The organism is Polymorphobacter multimanifer (assembly GCF_014205635.1).
In the GTDB taxonomy this organism is placed as follows: Bacteria; Pseudomonadota; Alphaproteobacteria; order Sphingomonadales; family Sphingomonadaceae; genus Sandarakinorhabdus; species Sandarakinorhabdus multimanifer.
Map to the genome: position 1 here is coordinate 123,052 of NZ_JACIIV010000007.1, position 22,400 is coordinate 145,451.

At 65.1% G+C, this 22,400-nt stretch carries 12 protein-coding genes; 3 read left to right on the forward strand and 9 right to left on the reverse strand.

Going from position 1 to position 22,400, the window contains the following annotated elements; all coding sequences use genetic code 11:
- The 9 genes from FHS79_RS06010 to serB form a co-directional block, all read right to left on the reverse strand.
- Nucleotides 1–9,879 (reverse strand): autotransporter-associated beta strand repeat-containing protein (locus FHS79_RS06010; protein ID WP_184196876.1); only part of this gene is annotated, 9,879 nt, incomplete at its 3' end.
- 262 nt (nt 9,880–10,141) lie between these two features.
- Nucleotides 10,142–11,581: a ribosome biogenesis GTPase Der gene (gene der / locus FHS79_RS06015; RefSeq protein WP_184196879.1), complete on the reverse strand. Its 1,440-nt coding sequence runs from the start codon at nt 11,579–11,581 to the stop codon at nt 10,142–10,144.
- Between the two features lie 16 nt (nt 11,582–11,597).
- On the reverse strand, nt 11,598–12,926 hold the full coding sequence (locus FHS79_RS06020; RefSeq protein ID WP_184196882.1) for an outer membrane protein assembly factor BamB family protein: 1,329 nt from the start codon (nt 12,924–12,926) through the stop codon (nt 11,598–11,600).
- Nucleotides 12,927–12,929: 3 nt separating this feature from the next.
- A complete protein-coding gene (locus tag FHS79_RS06025; protein ID WP_184196885.1) occupies nt 12,930–13,703 on the reverse strand; it encodes a tetratricopeptide repeat protein in 774 nt (257 codons plus the stop codon).
- Nucleotides 13,704–13,776: 73 nt separating this feature from the next.
- Nucleotides 13,777–14,628, reverse strand: a complete 852-nt coding sequence (gene panB, locus FHS79_RS06030) for a 3-methyl-2-oxobutanoate hydroxymethyltransferase (RefSeq protein ID WP_184196888.1) — start codon at nt 14,626–14,628, stop codon at nt 13,777–13,779.
- The gene (locus FHS79_RS06035; RefSeq protein WP_184196891.1) at nt 14,628–15,872 is read right to left on the reverse strand and encodes an acyltransferase family protein; all 1,245 of its coding nucleotides are present in this window, start codon (nt 15,870–15,872) and stop codon (nt 14,628–14,630) included. Before FHS79_RS06035 ends, panB begins: the two co-directional genes overlap by 1 nt.
- A gap of 52 nt (nt 15,873–15,924) precedes the next feature.
- The gene (locus FHS79_RS06040; RefSeq protein WP_279380426.1) at nt 15,925–17,067 is read right to left on the reverse strand and encodes an acyltransferase family protein; all 1,143 of its coding nucleotides are present in this window, start codon (nt 17,065–17,067) and stop codon (nt 15,925–15,927) included.
- A gap of 154 nt (nt 17,068–17,221) precedes the next feature.
- Entirely contained in the window at nt 17,222–17,581 is a 360-nt protein-coding gene (locus FHS79_RS06045) for an arsenate reductase (RefSeq protein WP_207792235.1), read from the reverse strand.
- On the reverse strand, nt 17,575–18,459 hold the full coding sequence (gene serB, locus FHS79_RS06050) for a phosphoserine phosphatase SerB (RefSeq protein ID WP_243452700.1): 885 nt from the start codon (nt 18,457–18,459) through the stop codon (nt 17,575–17,577). The genes FHS79_RS06045 and serB overlap by 7 nt, the downstream gene beginning before the upstream one ends.
- On the opposite strand from serB, the gene miaA reads away from it, so the two are divergent.
- The 3 genes from miaA to FHS79_RS06065 all read left to right on the forward strand — a co-directional run bounded on the left by miaA (nt 18,458) and on the right by FHS79_RS06065 (nt 22,164).
- Nucleotides 18,458–19,348 (forward strand): tRNA (adenosine(37)-N6)-dimethylallyltransferase MiaA, encoded by an 891-nt coding sequence (miaA, locus tag FHS79_RS06055; RefSeq protein ID WP_243452701.1) that lies wholly within the window; start codon nt 18,458–18,460, stop codon nt 19,346–19,348. The two genes, serB and miaA, sit on opposite strands and share 2 nt — an antisense overlap.
- Before the next feature lie 94 nt (nt 19,349–19,442).
- Nucleotides 19,443–20,204, forward strand: a complete 762-nt coding sequence (locus tag FHS79_RS06060; RefSeq protein ID WP_243452702.1) for a PEPxxWA-CTERM sorting domain-containing protein — start codon at nt 19,443–19,445, stop codon at nt 20,202–20,204.
- 184 nt (nt 20,205–20,388) lie between these two features.
- Entirely contained in the window at nt 20,389–22,164 is a 1,776-nt protein-coding gene (locus FHS79_RS06065; protein WP_184196903.1) for an acetolactate synthase 3 large subunit, read from the forward strand.
- Nucleotides 22,165–22,400 lie beyond the last annotated feature (236 nt).

The window sequence follows — 22,400 nt, forward strand, 5'->3', positions numbered from 1 at the left end:
GAAGACGTTGTTGCCGTTCAGCACCAGATTGCCGAGCGTGACATGGCTGATCGAGCCAGCGCCACCGACCTGGCCGTTGACCGTGAAGGTGCCGCCATTGGACGCGATCTTGCCGCCGTTTGTGGTTTCGATCCGGTTGGCAATGACCAGTCCGCTCACCCCCGAAGCAAGCGTGGCGTTGTCGTTGATGGTGATCTCGCCGACGCCGGCGGCGGTGTTGGTGCCCAGCGTCACGGTGCCGGCATTGATGCCGAGGCCGTTGAAGACGTTGTTGCCGTTCAGCACCAGATTGCCGAGCGTGACATGGCTGATCGAGCCAGCGCCACCGACCTGGCCGTTGACCGTGAAGGTGCCGCCGTTGGACGCGATCTTGCCGCCGTTGGTCGTCTCGATCCGGTTGGCAATGACCAGACCGCTCACCCCCGCTGCAAGCGTGGCGTTGTCGTTGATGGTGATCTCGCCGATACCGGCTGCGGTGTTGGTCCCCAGCGTCACGGTGCCGGCATTGATGCCGAGGCCGTTGAACTGGTTGTTGCCGTTCAGCACGAGGTTGCCGAGCGTGACATGACTGATCGAGCCAGCGCCACCGACCTGGCCGTTGACCGTGAAGGTGCCGCCGTTGGACGCGATCTTGCCGCCGTTGGTCGTCTCGATCCGGTTGGCAATGACCAGACCGCTCACCCCCGCTGCAAGCGTGGCGTTGTCGTTGATGGTGATCTCACCGACGCCGGCGGCAGTGTTGGTCCCCAGCGTCACGGTGCCGGCGTTGATGCCGAGGCCGTTGAAAACATTGTTGCCATTCAGCACGAGGTTGCCGAGCGTGATATGGCTGATCGAGCCTGCGCCACCGATCTGGCCGTTCAGCGTGAACGTCCCGCCATTGGAAGCGATGCGGCCACCATCGGTCGTTTCGATCCGATTGGTGATGATCAGGCCATCGATAACCGTAGCCAGCGTAGCACGGTCGTTGATGGTGATCTCGCCGATGCCCGCTGCGGTGTTGGTGCCCAGCGTCACGGTGCCGGCGTTGATGCCGAGGCCGTTGAACTGGTTGTTGCCATTGAGCACGAGATTGCCGAGCGTCACATGGCTCAGCGAGCCGGCACCACCAATGTTGCCATTCAGCGTGAAGGTGAAGCCGTTTGACGCGATCAGGCCGGTATCGGTCGTCTCGATACCGTTGGCGATGGTCACGTTGCCGCCAGCAGCCAGCGTCGCAAGATTGTTGAGGGCAATGTCGCCAATGCCCGCCGCCGTGTTGCTACCCAGCGTCACGGTGCCGGCATTGATGCCGAGGCCGTTGAACTGGTTGTTGCCGTTGAGCACCAGATTGCCGAGCGTCACATGGCTCAGCGAACCCGCGCCACCGATGTTGCCGTTCAGCGTGAAAGTAAGGCCGTTCGAGGCCACCAACCCGGTGTCGGTCGTCTCGATGCCGTTGGCGATCGTCACATTGCCGCCAGCGGCAAGCGTTGCGAGATTGTTGATCGCGATGTCGCCGATGCCGGCCGCTGTGTTGGAACCCAGCGTCACAGTGCCGGCGTTTATGCCGAGGCCGTTGAAGCCGTTGTCGCCGTTCAGCACGAGATTGCCCAGCGTCACATGGCTCAGCGAGCCCGCACCACCAATGTTGCCATTCAGCGTGAAGGTGAAGCCGTTCGATGCCACCAACCCGGTGTCGGTCGTCTCGATGCCATTGGCGATCGTTACATTGCCGCCAGCCGCAAGCGTTGCGAGATTGTTGATCGCGACGTCGCCGACGCCGGCCGCTGTGTTGCTGCCCAGCGTCACGGTGCCGGCGTTGATGCCGAGGCCGTTGAACTGGTTGTTGCCGTTCAGCACTAGATTGCCGAGCGTCACATGGCTGAGCGAACCAGCGCCACCGATATTGCCGTTCAGCGTGAAGGTGAAGCCGTTTGACGCGATCAGGCCATTGGCCGTGGTCTCGATCCCATTGGCGATCACCAGGCCATCGATACCTGCCGCAAGCGTGGCGTTGCCGTTGAGCGCAATGTCGCCGATGCCGGCGGCGGTGTTGGTCCCCAGCGTCACCGTCCCGGCATTGATTCCGAGGCCGTTGAACTGGTTGTTACCATTGAGCACGAGGTTGCCCGACGTCACATGGCTCAGCGAACCCGCACCACCGATGTTGCCGTTCAGCGTGAAGGTAAAGCCGTTCGATGCCACCAACCCGGTGTCGGTCGTCTCGATACCATTGGCGATCGTCACATTGCCGCCAGCTGCGAGCGTTGCGAGATTGTTGAGGGCGATGTCACCGATGCCGGCGGCGGTGTTGCTCCCCAGCGTCACGGTGCCGGCATTGATGCCGAGGCCGTTGAACTGGTTGTTGCCGTTGAGAACCAGATTGCCGAGCGTCACATGGCTGAGCGAGCCCGCGCCGCCGATGTTGCCGTTGAGCGTGAAGATGTTGCCATTCGAAGCAAGCAGACCCGTTGCGGTCGTCTCGATGCCATTGGCAATCGTCACGTTGCGGTTCGCGGCGAGCGTCGTGTTGTTGTTGATTGCAATGTCGCCGATACCGGCCGCCGTGTTGCTGCCCAGCGTCACGGTGCCGGCGTTGATGCCGAGGCCATTGAAGCCGTTGTCGCCATTGAGCACGAGATTGCCGAGCGTCACATGGCTGAGCGAGCCGGCACCACCGATGTTGCCATTCAGCGTAAAGGTGAAGCCGTTCGATGCGATCAGGCCGGTATCGGTCGTTTCGATGCCGTTGGCGATCGTCACATTGCCGCCAGCAGCCAATGTCGCGAGATTGTTGATCGCGATGTCGCCTATCCCGGCCGCCGTGTTGCTCCCCAGCGTCACGGTGCCGGCGTTGATGCCGAGGCCGTTGAAGGCGTTGTCGCCATTGAGCACCAGATTGCCGGACGTCACATGGCTCAGCGAGCCCGCACCGCCGATGTTGCCATCCAAGGTGAAGGTGAAGCCGTTCGATGCAATCAGGCCGGTATCGGTCGTTTCGATGCCGTTGACGATCACCAGGCCATCGACCCCTGCCGCGAGCGTTGCGTTGTTGTTGATCGCGATGTCACCGATGCCGGCAGCCGTGTTGGTCCCCAGCGTCACGGTGCCGGCATTGATGCCGAGGCCGTTGAAGCTGTTGTCACCATTGAGCACGAGATTGCCCAGCGTCACATGGCTGAGCGAACCAGCACCACCGATGTTGCCGTTGAGCGTGAAGGTGAAGCCGTTCGACGCAATCAGGCCAGTCGCGGTCGTTGCAATGGCGTTGGCAATCGCCAGGCCATCGACACCTGCCGCAAGCGTGGCGTTGTTGTTGATCGCAATGGCGCCGATGCCGGCCGCGGTGTCGGTCCCCAGCGTCACGGTGCCGGCATTGATGCCGAGGCCGTTGAAGCTGTTGTCACCATTGAGCACCAGATTGCCCGAGCCCTGCTTGAGGACATTGCCCGCGCCGGCAATCGTCGTGGCGATCGTCGCCGTCACACCCGGGTCGGTGTAGAGGAAGCTTGTCGTCCCGACACCGAGGCTGCCGGCGCCGTTCAGAACATAGCCGTCTGCAAGGAACTGCAGGCCCTGGAAGCTGAAGGCGTTGTCGACCGAAACGGTGCCGGCTGCGCCCTGGAACACGGCAACGCTGTTCGGCTGCCAGCTGGTGTTGAGAGCGCTCGGCGGCCCGCCGGGGGTCGGAACCGACGAAGGATCAATCGGTGAGCCGGTCCAGTTGGTCGCCGTGGTCGTCCAATTGCCCGAGCCGCCGTCGATGTCGCCATTGCCGACCTGATCGGCGCTGTCCCAATATTGGATGAGCGTGCCCGGCGAGGTGATGATCAGGTTGATCTGCTGTGCAGCAGCGTTGTTCTGCACGAACCCGGCCAGCGCATTCGGCAGCGGCAGCAGCGTCAAGCCGTTGTCGGTGAGCGTGCCATAACTGAAGATGTTGTACACACCCAGCCCGAGCGCCCCACCCGCCGACTCCGACACCGTGAGCAGGCCATCGAGAACGAGGTTGCCGGTGACGACAACCCGATCATTCAAGGCACCGCCCAGCACGAACGCTTGGCCGAACTCGAACTGGAGGTCGGTGCCCGCCGACAGGTTCAAATCGCCCATCACCGTCAGGGTGCCCGGCGAACTGCCTGGCGACAGGATCGACGCATTCGCCATGTTGACAGTGCCGACGATCGTGCCCGTGCCGCTCAAGGTGGCGCCATTGCGCACATTGGTCGTCAGGGCCCCTGCCCCAAGCGTGGCCCCGTCACCGAGGCGCAGCGCGCCATCGTTCACGTTGAGCGTGCCGGTGAAATTGTTGGTCGCGTTGGTGACGGTGACGATGTTCGTTCCCGCCTTGTCGAGAACGCCGCCACCGCTGATCTGGCCGGCAAGCGTCAGGTCCGAAGACCCGCCGACCACCGCGCCGAATGCCGGCGAAGCATCGATCTGGAAGGCATTGGCAAGTGTGAGCGCGCCGCCCGACACATTCTGGACGCTGGCGAAGTCGTTCAGCGTCACCGTGCCGGTGCCGAGGGCGGTGTTGCTGCCGACAAAGACGCCCGCGCCGGTCAGCTCGGTGCCGCCGGCGTAGCTGTTGTCACCGTTGATGAAGACCGTGCCGAAGTTCTGGCTCACGACGCCGCCCGCACCCGAAATGCTGCCATCGAGCGTGAGCGTGGTCCCCGTCGTCAGCACGCCACCGGTCGTGGTATTGACCAGGCCGAGGTTGCCGACCAGATCCAGAGTCGTCGTCCCATTGGCAAAGACGATGTCGTTCGACACGGTGATCGCCTGGTTGGCGCCGATGCCGGCAGTGAAGGTCGTGCCGCCCTGCGTCGTCAGCACGCCGGTGCCGATGGCGCTGCCATTGTCGATCCGCAGCGTGCCCTGGTCGAGGTTGGTGCCACCGGCATAGGTGCTGACACCGGTCAGCGTCAGCTGTGCGGCGCCCTGCTTGGTGAGCGCATTGGCGCCCGAGATCACGCCGCTGAAGGTCGAATCGCCGGCAATCGTATCGATGGAACCATCGGCATTGAGCGCCACGGTCTTGGCCGAGGTGACGGCCGCGGTCAGCGCCAGTGTGCCGCCATTGTTCTCGAAGCGGATGTCGCCGGCGCCCATGGCACCGTCGGACGCAACCGAAACAACGCCGTCGTTGATGACCAGATCGCCGCCGAAGCTGTTGCCGGCATTGCCGAGCACCAGCGTGCCGGTGCCGACCTTGCGGAGTTCACCTGCGCCGCTCACCACGCCGGTGGCGGTGAGAATCGTGGCGCCGATCACGTCGAGCTCGCCGAAGCTGCCGGCGAGCTCGATCGAACGCGCCGTGCCGATGTCGGTGGTGGTGCGCAGCTGGCCGTCCGCAAGCGTGAGGCCGCCGGCGGCCGCGCCGAGTGCGCTGTCGGCAGCGATCTGCACGGTGGTGCCGGTGACGATGGTCCCGCCGGTATAGGTGTTGACGCCGGTCAGCACGAGCGTGGTCGCCAGGTTCGCACCGGGTGTGTTGACGACGAGCAGCGGGCCCGCGCCCGAAATCACGCCATCGAGGGTGAAGGCGGCAGCACCATTGTTGTCGATGGTGGCCGATGCCAGCAGGTCGACAGCATTGGCGACCACGAGGCCGTCGATTCCCGCGCGCAAGGTGGTGCCACCGGCGAGCGTCACCGCGCCGATACCGGCTGCGGTGTTGGTGCCGAGCGTCGCGATGCCGGTGTTGACGACCAGGCCACCCAAGCCGTTGTCGCCATTGAGAACGAGTTCGCCGTTGCCGACCTTGGAGAGGATGCCGCCACCCACGGTGCCGTTCAATGTGAACACATTGCCGTCATCGTTGATCGTGCCGGTGCCGGTGATCTCGATGTCGTTGGCAAGCGTGCGGGTGCCGCCGGCACCGACCAACTCGGAGCCATCGGCCATGGCGAGCAGTCCGGTGCCGAGCGCCAGATCATTGTTTGCCGCGATCGATCCCATGTCGAGGGTTGTGCCGCCGCCATAGGTGTTGGAACCGGACAGCCGCAGCTGGCCGCCGCCGATCTTGTTGAGGGCGCCGCCGCCGATCAAGCCCGTCAGGCCCAGGATGCTGCCGTTCGAATCAAGGATGCCGGCGCCAGTGATGATGACCTGGTTCGCCAGAATACGATCGCCCATGTGCCCGCGCAGCGTGGTGCCATCGGCCATCGACAAAGCGCCGGCGCCCAGCGCCGCATTGTCCCCGACCATGATCGTCCCGGCCGTCAACGCCGTGCCACCGGCATAGATGTTTGCGCCGTTGATCACCAAGGTCCCGGCACCGATCTTGCTGATGCTGCCGCCGCCGGAGATTTCGCCATCGAGCGTGAAGGCCGACGTCGCAGGACCGAACGGCCCGATGAACGATATGCCCGCGAGCGTGATGGCGTTGCCGATTTCGATACCATCGGCGCCGATCAGGGTTGTCGCAGCCGACATGGCAAGCACGCCGGTGCCGAGTGCATTGTTGTTGGCGACAAAGATGGCGCCTGCTTGGAGATTGGTGCCGCCGGTGTAGCTGTTGTTGCCAGCCAGAACGAGCGCATTGCCGCCGCCCTTCGTCAGCGGGCCTGCGCCATCGATGCTCCCGCTCAGGGCCATGGTTGCAACGCCGGTCAGCACGCTCGCGCTTCCGAGCAACGTTACATCGTTCGCCAGATCGAGATCGGCTGCACCCGACGCCAGCGTCGTGCCGCTCGACATCACCAGGCTGCCAGCACCGAGCGCCGTGCTCGAGCCCAGGCGGATCGTGCCGCCCTGCAGCGCAGTGCCGCCGAGATAGCTGTTGAGGCCGGCAAGAACCAGCGTGCCCGACCCGTCCTTGGCGATGGAACCGACGCCGTCGATCACACCGGCGATCGTGAAGGTGCCAGCGCCGCCATCGACCGATGCGACACCCGCCGTCGAAACGTCATTGGCAAGCACCAGACCGTCAGTGCCGGCTGCCAGCGTGGCGCCATCGGCAATCGTCAGGCTGCCGGACCCGATCGCGTCGTTGTCGCCGATCTGCAGCGTGCCGGCATCTAGCGTGGTGCCCCCCGAGTAGAGGTTGGGCGTGCCGAGGATCAGCGTGCCCGCGCCGGCCTTGCCGATCGAACCCGTGCCCGAAATTTCACCGCCGAGGGTGAACGTGCCGGCGCCGCTGTCGACCGTCAGTGCGCCATCGGTGACGATGGCGTTGCCGACGACCAAGCCATCGACTCCGGCCTCGATCGCAGCGTCGCCGCCGGCTTCGAGGGTGATGGCGCCGGAACCCGCGGCCGTGTTCGAGCCGAGGCGCACCGCGCCTTCGCCGAGGCTCAAGCGGGCGAAGCTGTTGTTGCCGTTCAGCACAAGCGTTCCGGCCTGCGCCTTGTCCATCTCGCCCGCGCCGCTGATCGCGCCATCGAACGTGAGCGTGAAGCCATTGGTGTCGATCGTCACCTGATCATTGGCGCCGTTGATCGAAATGCCGTTGGCGATCACAAGGCCTTCGGCACCGGCGCGCAGGCCACCATCGACCGAGAGCTGGACGGCGCCGAGGCCGAACGCCGTGTTGCTGCCGAGCACGACAAAGCCGCTGTTGATGTCGAGCGTCTGGAAGCTGTTGTTGCCGCTCAGCGCCAGCTCGCCGCCGTCCAGCGCGAGATTGAACGCACCGGTGATGTTGTTGGCGATCGAGGCAGCGCCGGCCACATTGATGGAGGCATCCTGGGTGAGCCGGATGTCGTCGCCGGTCAGCGCATAGCCGGTGACCTCGAAATCGATGCCGGTTACATCCTTGGCGCCATCGACCAGGACATCGCCGCCAATCGTGCCGAAAACGGCCCGGGCTTCGGTCGAGGCGAGGTTGGCGTTGCCGCTGGCAACCGTCCAGTTGGTGGCCGCATCACTCCAGGTACCGCTACCGCCGGCAATGATCCCATCGCCCAAAGGCGCACCCGCGCCATCCCAGAACAGCGACGTGCCGATGAATGCGCCCATCACCTGGATGGCGTTCGGCGTAAGCGCCGGATCGACCAGCGTGAACTGGAATTCGGGCTCTGCCGCGAGGACATCGAGGCCATTGTCGACGAGACTGCCAACATAGGTGATGAAGGTGAAAACGCCCGGCACGAAGGTCGGCACCGCCGCGAAGGTGGCCGTGCCATCGAGCGTGAGGCTGCCGCCGACCTCGATCAGGTCGTTGATGCCGCCACCGACCACGCCCGGCATGGCCAGCTCGATCGACAGGGTGGAGGCTGCGTCGAGCGTCAGGTCGCCGACGACCGTGAGGGTGCCCGCCGAATTGCCCGGCGACAGATTGCCGCCGTTGACGGTAAGCGAACCCACCGACCCGTCGCCACCGACCGATGCGCCAGCCGCGACGGTGACCTGGTTCTGGACGGCGCCATTGACGGTCACCGAACCCTGGTCGACGAACACGCCGTTCGTCGCCGTCACGGTGCCATCGAGCACCAGCGACCCGCTGCCGATCTTGCGCAGGCCGCCAAGGTCGAGCTCGCGATCGGCGTATGCGCCGGTCAGCGTGTAGGTGAATCCCTGGGTGTCGATCTCGGTCGTGCGGCGCGAGCTGATGTTGTTCGCTGTCGTCAGGCCATCGGCCATGACGCGCAAGCGGCTGGAATTGGTCCCCATGACGAGCGCGCCGGTCCCGAGCGCGGTGCTGGTGCCGATATCGAGGCCACCGTTGTTGACCGTGACACCGCCGCTCAGGCCAACGTTGTCGCCATACAGCCCCAGCGAGCCGGTGCCGGCAGCGAGGAACACGACACCCGTACCGGAAATGTCGCCAAGCAGGTTGATGCTGTTGCCGACCATCGGCAGGTCGAAATTGATGTTGGCATTGGCGACGATGTCGTTGCTCAGCGTAACGGTCTGGTTGACCAGCGTGCCAAAACGCACCGTGAAGGTCGATGTGCTGACCGTGCCGGTGCCGAGCGCCTCGTCGGCGTTTGCATAAAGCCGGCCGCGCTCGAACAGGATATTGCCGGAGAAGCTGTTGTTGGCGGACGACAGGATAAGCCGGCCACTGCCGACCTTGTGAATGCCGCCGGTGCCAGCGATAGCGCCGCTGATCTCCCTAGAGCCGGTGCCTGAATCGAAGGTCACATCGGCATCGAGCTGCAGGGCATTGGCAAGCAACGTGCCAGCCGCCAATGGACGGAGCGTCGTGCCGGCCTGCGCGACGGTTAACGTGCCGGTGCCGAACGAGTTCACGACACCATAGCGCAACGTGCCCTTGTTCAGCGTGATGCCACCCGAAAAGGTGCTGGCAGCATTGTTAAATCCTTGCACACCGCTGCCGTTCTTAACAATACTAATGACACCTTGGTTCTGGGTGATGACACCATTGTAAGTTGGACTATTGTCACCCGTCACCGTCAATGTCGCGGCGGTCGACGATTCGTTGAAGATCTGGCCACCATTGACGCCGGTGATGCCTTTGACGACTTGGCTGAAGCCGCCGAGGTTCATCCGCCCGGTAATGCCGAGGCCAAGCCGCGAATTGCCCGATAGCGTGTTGGTGGCCCCGGCAATCAGCAGACCGGCATTGAAGTTGGTGTTGCCTGAGTAGGTGTTGGACGTGCCGGTGAGCATCACCGTGTGGAAGCCCAACTTCGAGACCGAGAACACACCGAGGCTATCGCTCATCGCCAGCCCGACCGACAAGGGACTCGAATTGATGCCGGGCTGAAGATTGAGCAGGCCGTTGCTGATTTCTGTGAAGTTCGCGGTCGGCGCAGGCGTCGTGAGGATCAACGTGCCACCTTTCTCCGCCGTGATGTCGTAGACCTGTGCGCTGGCAGCGGCAGGGACCAGCGCCGTGCCAACCAGAATCGCCGCAGTGACCGAAAGGCCGAGTGCAGACTTGTGGAGCGACCGGCGAGGCGCGCCAACGATTCCAGAACGCAAAAAAAGCGCAGAACTGCGCGAATTCTTTATTGTCATGTAAACGCCCCCTAAAACTATGCTCCAGTCAGACTGGGTAGTTAACGGAAACGAGATACTCTGTGTATGTGCGAAATCAAGGGGTTTTAGCGTTGCATCCGCGCCCGGAAGACGCGGCAGCGTGCAAATTCGATCCAAAACGGAGTTGGCTGCTTAACGGCTTCGGGGCCACGTCAGAAATTTGCAACGGCTGCATTAAGCGAGCAGATGCCAGCCGTTCGCAGGGTCAATCCTTGACGTAGGGGTTCTTGCCGCCGCGGAAGCTGAGCCGGATCGGCACGCCTTCGAAGTCCAGCGACTCGCGCAGACTATTGACCAGATAGCGCCCATAGCTTGCCGGCAACATGTCGGTTCGATTGCCGAACACCAGGAACGTCGGCGGCCGCGCCGCCACTTGCGTCACATATCGCAGCTTGATCCGCGTCCCCGAAGGGGCGGGCGGCGGGTTTTTCGCCACCACATCCTCGAACCAGCGGTTGAGCGCCGATGTCGGCACCCGGCGGGACCAGCGCGTCCGCGCCTCCCCTGCCACTTTCATCAGCAAGTCGAGCCCCTTGCCCGTTGCCCCCGAGATTGCCACCAGCGGCACGTTGCGGATCTGGCTCAGCCCGTCGTCGAGCGCCTTGCGCACCCCCTGGAACAGCCGGCTCTGATCCTCCGCCACATCCCATTTGTTGAGCGCTATCACCAGTGCGCGGCCTTCCGAAAGCGCCAGATCGGCAATTCGCAGGTCCTGCGCTTCCAGCCCCAGCGTCGCATCGAGCAGCAGCACCACCACTTCGGCCATGTCGATCGCCAGCCGCGTGTCGGCGGTGGCGGCCTTCTCCAGCCGGTCCTGCACCCGCGCGCGCTTGCGCATGCCGGCAGTGTCGACCAGCCGCACCTTCTCCCCCTGCCACTCCCAGTCGATGGCGATCGAATCGCGCGTGATCCCCGCCTCGGGGCCCACGACCAGCCGCGCCTCGCCGATCAGCGTGTTGATGAGGGTCGATTTGCCGGCATTCGGCCGTCCGACCACTGCCAGCTTGAGTGGCCCCGCCGGCGGTTCCACCCAATCGGCTTCCAGCTCGACGCCATCCGCAGAGAACCGCTTCTCGGCCTCCACCACCACCGGCACCACCGGCCCATCGGGCTCGATATAGGGCAGCAGCACCTCGAAGAGATCGGCCATGCCTTCGCCATGCTCAGCAGAAATCGCCACCGGCGCCCCCAGCCCCAGCGCATGGCCCTCGGCCAGCCCGGCTTCGGCACTGCGCCCCTCGGCCTTGTTGCCGATCAGGATGAGCGGCGTGCCGCGCTTGCGCAGCCATTGCGCGAAATGCCGGTCGAGCGGGGTCACACCGGCGCGCGCATCATAAACCAGCAGCGCCACATCGGCCGCACTCACCGCGGCATCGGTCTGCGCGCGCATCCGGCCCGAGAGGCTCGCGGCATCGGCATCCTCGAAGCCGGCGGTGTCGATCACCGTGAATTCGAGGTCGTGGAGGGCCGCACGCCCCTCGCGCCGGTCGCGCGTCACCCCGGGCGTATCGTCGACGATCGCCAGCTTGCGCCCGACCAGCCGGTTGAACAGCGTCGATTTGCCGACATTGGGCCGGCCGACGATCGCCACCCGGGCGGCACCATCGGCGAGCGCTGCCATGGCCTTGCGGGGACGCCTGGCCATTGTCAGCGCTCTCTTTTCATCGCCACGCCGTCAGCTTGCCGTCGTCGGTCAGCACATAGGCAAGTCCGCCCGCCAGCACCGGCGGCAGATAGGCGGCCGCCGAAAGCTTGCCGCGCGCCAGCACCTTGCCCTCATAGGGATCGACCGTGACGATGGCTTTTTCCGAGCTCACCATCAGCAGCTTTTCCGAGCCCAGCACCGGCCCCGACCAGACGATCGGCCCGGTCTTCTTCTTCATGTTCTTCCAGCGCTCGAGCTCGGTCACCCAGCGCACCTTGCCCTCGCTGCGCGTCAGGCACAGCAGCTCGCCTTCCAGCGTGACGGCATAGATGAACTCGCCCGCCAGCCAGGGCGTCGAGATGCCGGCGAAATTGCGTTCCCACACCCGCTGGCCGGTCGCCATTTCCAGTGCTGCCATGCGGCCACCATGGCCGATGGCGAATACCCGCCCGCGGTCGATCACCGGCGAGGCGTCAATGTCCGACAGCGCCGACATCGCCGTGGCGCGCCCGGTGCGCGCCAGCGCGTCGGACCAGACGGTGCGGCCATTCTCGGCACGCAGCGCGGTCAGTTCACCCGAAGAAAATCCGACAACCACCGTCTCCTGCGAAATCGCCGGTGCGCCCGTGCCGAGCAGCCCGGCGACTTCCACCGTGCCGGTCACGCTCCACGATTGCTCGCCGGTCTCGGCCGAAAGTGCAAAAAGCTGGTTGTCCTGGCTCAGCACGAAGACCCGATTGCCCTCGACGGTCGGCGCACCGCGCAGCGGCGCCGGCAAGGTGCGGCGCCAGAGCTCGACGCCCTGCTGTGCATCATAGGCCACAACGATGCCAAAGCCGGTGGTGGCAAACACACGGCCATTGTCGGCGCTCACGCCGCCGCCAAAAGCAATATTCTGCGCCTGACCTTCAAGCTCGATCTGAGCGGACCAGGCCGGAGCACCGGTGCGCGCATCAAAGGCTGCCACCCGGCCCATCGTGTCGATGGTGAACACGCGGCCATCATGGATCACCGGTGACGCGTTGAGCCGCCGCGTCTTGGTGCTGCCCGAGCCGATCGACGCCGACCAGACCTGCTGCAGCTCGCCCGACCAGGTGAGATGGCCGTTGAGCTTCGACGGCGTGCCGCCCGGCTGGCCCCAATCGGCATTGGGCGATTCCAGCGGCAGGACCACCGTGACGCCCTGAAGCTCCGCCTCGGCCTCGGCCTTGCTTTCATAGGTGAGCACCGGGATGCGCTCGCCAACGGTGGTGATCTTCTTCTTGCCGCCCTTGAAGACCCCGCAGCCGGACACGCCCAGTGCCAGCACGGTGATGAGGGCAATCGCTGCACGCCGCGTCTGCATGGCCTAGTTCGCCTCTGGCTGAGCGGGAGTTTCGGTGGGGGTTGCCGGCTGGTCGAGGCCCGGATTCAGGCCAAGTGCCGCTTCATCGATGCCGAGCCCCTGTGCCAGCTGCGCCGCACGGTTGCGCAGGCTCGGCGGCAGCGCATCGTCCTTGACGATCGCGATGAGCAGCGGCTTCGCCGGCTCGGGCGTGCCGGCCTTGATGTGCGCAAGCGCTGTCATCTCGCCCGCCAACCCGAACCAGGGGTTGCCCGGCACCGCCAGCGGCTTGAGCATCGCCACGACCTGTGGCGGTGTCATCGCGTCGAAGCGCAGCCGTGCCAGCCGCACGCGAGCGGCATCGCGCAGCACCGGTTCCAGATCGGCATCGTCCACCAGCGCCTGCAGCATGGTGGCGGCCTTTTCGTTTTCGCCCACCGCCATCTGGTCGGCGGCCTGCATGAAACGCGCCAGCGGCGCATAGGCGCCGGGGCCCTCGGCAGCGAGCTTCTCCAGCACCGGGCGCGCTGCGGCATTGTCACCGACGCTGATCTTGTCGAGCGCCGTCGCGAATTCCTCGCCGGCGATCCCGGCGTTCTTCACCTGCTGGTCCTGCCACCAGAGCCAGCCGCCAAGCGCGCCCAGCAACAGCACCACGGCGCCGACCAGGGCAATGCCCCAGCGCTTCCAGAAGCTGGTCAGCTGGTCACGGCGAACCCCCTCGTCCACTTCGCGCAGGAAGGGATCTTCAGGGGTCGTGCTGTTCTTGCCGATGGTGTTGCTGGGGGGCAGGGCCAAGGGGTTTGGGCTCCGGATACGGCCAATGGGGACCTGGCAGATGGATCAAGCCGGGTGAATGCCCGATGACGCCTCAGGAATAAAGCTGTTTCTCGGTGGGGAACCGCCGGGTGCGCACCTCATCGGCATAGCGCGCGGCCGCAGCATCGATCCGCTCGGCCAGATTGTCGAAGCGCGCCACGAAGCGCGGCACCCGCTCGAACATCCCCAGCATGTCGTCCACCACGAGCACCTGGCCATCGCAGGCCACCGATGCGCCGATGCCGATGGTGGGGCAACTGACAGCCTCGGTGATCGCGCGGCCGAGGCTTTCCACCACGCCTTCGACCACCAGCGCGAACGCCCCGGCAGCTGCCACGGCGCGCGCATCGGCAAGAATCTTGGCGGCCTCCGCCTCGCTGCGGCCGCGCGCACCATAGCCGCCGAGCGAATTGACTGCCTGCGGGGTGAGCCCGACATGCGCCATAACCGGGATGCCGCGCGCCGCCAGGAAGCCCACGGTGGGCGCCATCGCCTCGCCGCCTTCGAGCTTCACTGCAGCGGCCCCGGTTTCCTTCATCACCCGCGCCGCGGTGGCGAACGCCTGCTCGGGCGAGGCCTCATAGCTGCCGAACGGCAGGTCGATGACGACAACCGAGCGGTAGCTGCCGCGCACCACGGCGGCGCCATGCGCGATCATCATCTCGAGCGTCACCTTCACCGTGGTGTCGAGGCCATAGATCACCTGCCCCAGCGAATCGCCGACCAGCAGCAGGTCGCAATGCTTGTCGAGCAGCTGCGCCATGCGTGCGGTATAGGCGGTGAGCATCACGATCGGCTCGCCACCCTTGCGCTTCTGGATCGCCGGCACGGTCAGGCGCCGTACCGGTTCGGGCAGCGGGTGCGCGCGGCTCGTGCTGGTATCGAGGGTGAAGGTGGTCGACATCAGGCAGGTCCTTGCGCGGGCGCCGGGCGGCGCGCTGGCCGCTTGCCGTTGAAGATGAAGCGAAGTGCGGGCACCGGCTTGATGATGAAGGCGTGCAGGCTGAGCGTGAACAGCGGCACCAGCACCAGGATGCCGGCATAGGTGCCATGGATGGAGAGCCCGAGCGGCTGCAGCAACAGCGCCACCGCGAACACCGTGCCGAGATGGAATATATAGAAGGAAAAGGCCGCATCGACCGCAAAGCTGAGCACCGGGCTGGGCTTGTTGAACCAGCGCTCGAAGGCCCACATCAGCGCGCTGATGATGAACAGGATGAGCATTCCGCGCATCGTCCAATAGACCGTCCGCTCGAGGGCGCGCGGCAGCAGATCCCCCCAGAGGTTGATCGCGGCATAGCCGCCCCCGGCGATGAGCAGCCCGGAGATGCTGAGCCGGTGCAAGGCCGCGAACAGCCGCCGGTCGAGCATCGCCAGCCCGCCGAGCGCGAAATACGGAAGGTAGTTCATCGTCGCCAGTGCAATCCAGGCGAAGGGCGTGTCGGCGACCACGGGCTTCAGCACCACATCATGCGCGGCACGCAGCGCCACCACGGCCGCGGCGACGAGCAGCGCCAGCGCCCAGAGCGTCCAGCCGGTGGTGCGGGCGTTGAACCAGTCGAGGCCTGCCCTTGCCGGTTTCGAAATGGCCAGCGTCACCAGCAGCGGCGTCAGCACCGCATAGATGCACATCGAGATCAGGAACCACATGTGCGCATGCCACTCGAGCTTGCCGTTCGGCGGCGGCAGGCCTTCGAAATCGAACAGAAATCGCGTCAGGCTCACCGGCTCGTTGTGCCAGCAATAGTTGAGCCAGTTGGTGAGCGGCACGACGATTATCAGCGACGCCAGGAGGGGCACCACCAGCAGTTGCACGCGGCTGCGCATATAGTCGCCGCCCTTGGCACGCTGATAGACCATCACCGTGAAGAAGCCGCCGATGAGGAAGAAGGTGGCCATGCGGAACAGGTCGCTCGCTTCGCGCACCGTCTCGAACAGAAGGTCGGGATTATAGTCGATTGCCGAGCCATGCACGAAAACGCCGAAGAACATGGCGAAAGCCCGCAGTGCATCGAGGTGGAACATGCGCCCGCCGCTTGCGCCGATTGCGGCTGCAGGGGCGGCACCGGCCAGCACCGGGCCTGCCGCATCGGCTGCAGCACTGGTCCCCGCCATCGCCGCCGCACCTTGGATTGCTTCGTCCGCCACGGCCTTGCCCTAGCTGTCGCAGGCTGCGCTGTCGAGCGCAGGCGCGGCGTTCTCAACCAAAGCCGGCGCGCGCGCCATGGCTTCCCCGCGGGGCCGTGCGCTTGCCGCGAAACAGCAGGTCGAGCACCGGCACCCGGCCTACCACCAGCGCATGCACCGCCACGCCGAGCGGTGGCACGACCAGCACCAGCAGCACGAACAATCCGAAGATCCCGATGCTGTCGGCAGCATCACGGCCGATTAGCAGCGCCAGCAGGAAGATGAGCGCAATATGGATCAGATAGAAGGTGAGCGCGGAATCGACGAACATCCGCAGCAGTGGCGTTTCGCGGTCGAGCCAGTGGCGGCAGAGTTGCACCAGGCCAGCAAAACCGAACACCACCATGCCGCTGCGGCTCGGCCAGAACAGCGCGCGCCTGAGCAGGCCGGGCCAGCCGTCCCCGAACTGCAGCGCCAGCGTGAAGATGCCGGCGCACAACAGCAGCCCGCCGAGCAGATGGCGCACCGACACCGTCTCGAAGGCATCGAACAGCCAGCGATACCGGAAGGCCAGCGCTCCGAAGCCGAACCAGGGGGCATAGTGGAACAGCATCGACACCAGCCAGCCGAAGGCATCGCTTTCCAGGTCCGGCCCGAACAGCGCCAGATACGCCGATCGGCTGAGCATCATCAGCAGGGCGATCACTGCAACATGGCCCCACAGGCCCAGCCGCTGCGTAAACGGCCGCAGCGCCTCGATCGGCACCGCCACGACCGGGGTCCGCAGCACCGCCATCAACGGCGGCAGCAGCAGCGTGAAGCCGATCAGCACCACCAGAAACCACAGGTGCAGCAGCGGGCCGACGGGATCCGGCAACGATTCGAGCCAGCCCGGATCCGTGAGCCAGGCGACAACGCCGATCGGGCCATGATGCCAGATCGCCATCAGCCAGAGGGTGAAGGGCACGACAACCACCGTGCCCGCCGCCAATGGCCAAAGCAACGCCGGCAGGCGCGCCGACAGGAACTGCCCGGCACTCCGACGCGACAGGACCAGCGCGCCGAAAAATCCGGAAATCAGGAAGAAAGCCTTCATCCTGAACAGACCACTCACAAATGTAATGGCATCGAAGACTGCATTCGACCCGATCATCGTCGCGTGCGTCACAACGCCGCAACTCATCAGCACAACACGCACAGCATCAAGATGAATCATGCGGCCACGGCCGGCTTCGAATACCACTTTCCAACCCCACGCAACTGAAACGGAACCAAACAGGGACTTCCAGCCGTTTGCGACAAACACGCGAGTTGGTCAATATTGTGCAAGTCGCCGCGCACGACTGGCCGCAGCGAAATGTCAGCTTGCCTCAATCGGCCAGCGCGGCCGCCCAGTTTTCGGGCTTGAAGCTGACCTGCAGCACGGGCCTGCCGCCGCCGCTCGTGCCGCACAGCACCGGCCGCTTGATCATCGCGGGTGCCGTGCGCATCAATGCCAGCGCGCGTCCGGCGTCGAGGCCGGTCCGCTCCGCTTCGGGCAGCGCGCGAAAGCTGGTGCCGGCGCGGTTGAGCAGCACCTCCCAGCCAAGTGCCGTCACCCAGTCATCCAGCGCCTCCGGCACGCCATCCTTCCGGAAATCATGGAAGCGCGCCTCGATGCCCGCGGCAGCCAGCCAAGTCCGCGCCTTCTTCACCGTGTCGCAATTCGGGATGCCGTGCAGCGTCAGCATGCCGCCCATTCCGCCCGGCTCAGCCCCTGCGCGCGCAGCAGCACGGTCAGATCGCCAAAACGCACCGCGCTGTCCGCGGCGGCAGCGGCCCTGGGTTTGGCATGATAGGCAATGCCCAGCCCTGCCGCCTCGATCATGGGAATGTCGTTGGCGCCGTCCCCCACCGCAAGTGCCAGCGCCGGATCGATGCCGGCACCCAGCAAGGCGGCGCGCTTGGTGGCGGCATCGACGATCGGCGCTGCGACCGTTCCGGTCAACCGGCCGTCCTCGACAAGCAGCACATTCGCCTGCTGCGAGGCAAAGCCGATCTCGGCGGCAACAGGCGCCGTGAACGCCGTGAACCCGCCCGACACCAGCAGCGTGCGTGCCCCCCAGCCGCGCATCGTCCGCACCAGCGCCGCAGCGCCCGGCATCAGCCGCACCCGCTCGCGCCGGCATTCCTCGAGCGTTTCCACCGGCATCCCCGCCAGCAGCGCCACCCGCGCCCGCAGCGCCTCGGCAAAATCCAGTTGCCCAAGCATCGCCGCCTCGGTGATCGCCGCCACCTGCGGCTTCAGCCCGGCATAATCGGCGAGTTCGTCGATGCACTCGCACTGGATCATTGTCGAATCCATGTCCGCCACCAGCAGCATCCGGCGCCGCCCGGCAGCCGCGGATTGCAGCACGACATCCACCGCCGGGAACGCCGCTTCCAGCGCGCCTCGCAAGCCTTGGCCACCCGCCATCCGCAGATCGAGCGCATCGCCGGCGTCGATCCAGTCCCATCCCTGCGGCTCGCCGCCCTGCGTGCGCACCACATCGCTTGCCAGCGCCGCATCGGCAGCCGACAACCTGCCCTCCGCCACGAGTGTCACCAGCATGTCAGAATCGCGTCCCATGGTCGCCGTGCTAGGCGGCCCCACCGCCAGCGGCAAGTCCGGCCTGGCGCTGGCCATTGCCGAGGCGCGCCCCATCACCATCATCAATGCCGATGCCAGCCAGCTTTACGCCGATCTGCGCCTGCTCAGCGCCCGCCCCTCGGCGGCCGAGGAGGCGCTGGTCCCCCACAAGCTGTTCGGCATCCTCGACGGCGCCGAGGCGGCCACCGCCGCGCATTACGCCACCCTCGCCCGCACCGCGATCGCCGAGACGCTCGCCGAAGGCCGGCTGCCGCTGCTGGTGGGCGGCACCGGCCTCTATATCGAAGCCCTGCTCCACGGCCTCGCTCCCCTGCCCCCGATCGATTCCGCCATTCGCGAGGCCGTGCGTGCCCTGCCCGCCGCCGATGCCGCCGCCGCCCTCGCCCATGAAGACCCGGCAATGGCCGCCCGCCTCCGCCCGTCCGACACCACCCGCCTCCACCGCGCGCTCGAAGTGATCCGCGCCACCGGCCGCTCGCTGCTTGCCTGGCAGGCCGCGCGCGAAGGCGGCATCGCCGAGACCCATGATGTCCGCGGCATCGTCCTGCTGCCACCCCGCGCCGCGCTGCACATCGCCGCGGAACACCGGCTCGATGCGATGCTCGCCGGCGGCGCGCTCGAAGAAGTGGCCGCCCTGATCGCCCGCCAGCTGCCGCCGGACCGGCCGGTTCTCAAGGCATTGGGCGTGGCGTCACTGGCGGCGCACCTCGCCGGCATGATCGACCTCGGCGAGGCGCGCGCACGAACCTTGTTCGCCACGCGACAATATCAGAAGCGCCAATCCACCTGGATGCGCGGTCGGCAATCGGGCTGGCTGCACCTCGAAACGGCAGATCGGCAAGCGGCAAGAAACGCAGTGAAATTGTAAAGTTAAAAAATCGCAAATTAACCATAGGTTTTGTTTACACGTCCAATAGTACTGCTAGTAACCAATCGTTAACCCTCGACGATTGGACACCCTGATGCGCCAGATTTCCCTTGCCACCGCCTTCCTCGCCACTGCTGCAATGGCTTCTCCCTCGCTTGCCGTGACCAACCTCATCAAGAACGGCAGCTTCGAGCAGGGTCCTGCCGGCGCGGACGGCTTTGTGGGCTGGACGCTCATCAACACGCCGGACGGTGTGCCGTCGCAGGACCAGCGCGCATCGGTGATCAACTACAACAGCACCGCGCAATATCCGACGAGCGCCTTTGGCGAGTCGGTGGCTCCGGACAACACAGCCTCGGCCAGCCCCGATGCCGTCGGCACCAAGGCCGCCTATTTCGTCGGTGACTTCTCGCTCAACGAGACCATCGCGCAGTTGACCTACCTCAACCCCGGCAACTACCGCGTCGGCTTCAGCTATTATCTCACCGAGAACGGCCTCGCCAATGTCGGCAACAGCACATTCCAGGCGACAATCCTCGATATTCCGGTTGCCTCGACGATTATCGATGCCAATTCGCCGTCGCGCGTCTGGCAATATGCCAGCGGTGTCGGCCAGATCACCGCCGCTGGCCACTACAACACCTCGTTCGTCTTCAACTCGAACCAGTTCCCCTCCAAGGACATCGTGATCGACCGCGTCTTCGCCATCCGGACCACCGACATGGCCGATGTCATCATCCCCCCCACGCCGTCGTTCGTTCCCGAGCCAACAACCTGGGCGATGCTCGTTCTTGGCTTCGGCCTCGTGGGCACCAGCCTTCGCCGCCGGGCCACCTTGCAGACCGTGGTCGCCTGATCTCCCTGTTCCAGGCAAGACCATCGGCATGAAGAGCAGCGGGCGCCCATCGCCCGCTGTTTTTTTGCCTGAAACCCGGCAGACTTGTTCTTTTATTGCGTGAATATGGGTTGACAGCGCAACTTGTGGTGCTTAGGTCGCCGCTCTCCCGGCAATTGCCAGTAGCCCGAGTTCGAGCGTCGTCATGTCAGCCATCCAGCCAGCCGATACAAGCCGTGAAATGACGGGCGCCGAAATCGTCGTGCAGGCGCTCATCGACCAGGGCGTCGACACTATCTTCGGCTATCCCGGCGGCGCCGTGCTCCCCATCTACGACGCGCTCTTCGCGGAAGGTCGGATCAAGCACATCCTCGTCCGCCACGAGCAGGCCGCCGTCCACGCCGCCGAAGGCTATGCCCGTTCCTCGGGCAAGGTCGGCGTGGTGCTCGTCACTTCGGGCCCCGGCGCCACCAATGCCGTTACCGGCATCACCGATGCGATGATGGACTCGATTCCGCTGGTGGTCATCACCGGCCAGGTGCCCACCCATCTCATCGGCACCGATGCCTTTCAGGAGTGCGACACGGTAGGCATCACCCGCCATTGCTCGAAGCACAATTACCTCATCAAGGAGACGGCGCGCCTCGCTTCGGCGCTGCACGAGGCCTTTTACATCGCGCGCTCGGGCCGCCCCGGCCCGGTGGTGATCGACATTCCCAAGGATGTGCAGATCATGCGTGGCCCCTATGCCGCCCCCACCGCCGCCGGCCACAAGACCTACAAGCCGCAGACGAAGGGGGACCAGACTGCCATCGAAACCGCCGTCGAGATGCTCGCCGCCGCCGAGCGGCCGATTCTCTACACCGGCGGCGGTGTCATCAACTCCGGCCCGCATGCCACCACGCTGCTGCGCGCGCTCGCAGCACTCACCGGCGCTCCCGTCACCTCGACGCTGATGGGCCTCGGCACGATGGAGCACCGGCACAAGCAGTTCCTCGGCATGCTCGGCATGCATGGGTCCTACGAAGCAAACATGGCGATGAACCGCTGCGACCTGATGCTCTGCATCGGCGCCCGCTTCGATGATCGCGTGACCGGCCGGCTCGATGCCTTTTCGCCGCATTCGAAGAAGATCCACATCGATATCGACCGCTCGTCGATCAACAAGACCGTGCGTGTCGATCTCGGCATCGTCGGCGATGTCGGCAGCGTCTTGGAAGACATGCTGGCGCTGTGGAAAGCCCGCGGCCACGCCGCACAGGACCTCGAACCCTGGTGGGCGGACATTGCCGGCTGGCGTGCGCGCGATTGCTTCGGGTTCAAGCAGCAAGGCCCTGCCCTGCTGCCGCAAAAGGCCATCCAGCGGCTGTGGGAAAAAACCCGCGATCAGGCGCCGATCATCTCCACCGAAGTCGGCCAGCATCAGATGTGGGCCGCCCAGCACTTCGGCTTCGACGCCCCCAACAAATGGCTCACCTCGGGTGGGCTGGGCACGATGGGCTATGGCCTGCCCGCCGCGATCGGCGCCCAGCTCGCCAACCCGGGCGCGCTCGTCATCGACATTGCCGGCGAAGCCAGCATCCAGATGAACATCCAGGAGCTCGGCACCGCCACCCAGTACCGGCTGCCGGTGAAGATCTTCATCATCAATAACGAATACATGGGCATGGTCCGCCAGTGGCAGGAATTGAACCACGGCGGCCGCTACAGCGAATCCTATTCGGACAGCCTGCCCGATTTCGTCAAGCTCGCCGAAGCCTATGGCTGGAAAGGCATCACCATCAACGGCCCCGACGATCTCGACGCCGGGATCGATGCGATGCTCGCCCATGATGGCCCGGTCGTCGTCGATTGCCGTGTCACCAAGCTCGCCAACTGCTTCCCGATGATCCCGAGCGGGGCTGCCCACACCGACATGATGCTCGAAGGCGAAGCCCCGCCCACTTCGGAGCCTGATGAAGACGCGAAGGCGCTGGTGTGAGCGCCAGTACCGCCACCTTCGTGGGTAGCTATCACTACGTGATTATAGAGAGTTATGTGAGCAGACACGGAAAAATTCAAATGCGACCAGCACTTGGTCAAGCGTTTGGACCTGATCTAAATGTTTCCTCCTGTAAGCAGATGCGTAACCTTCGGCGGTACCCTTTGGGCACTCAATTTCGAGTTAGAATGAAATTATCCTGTCAGCCATCTGGAACCGAGTTTCTGTACTCGAGC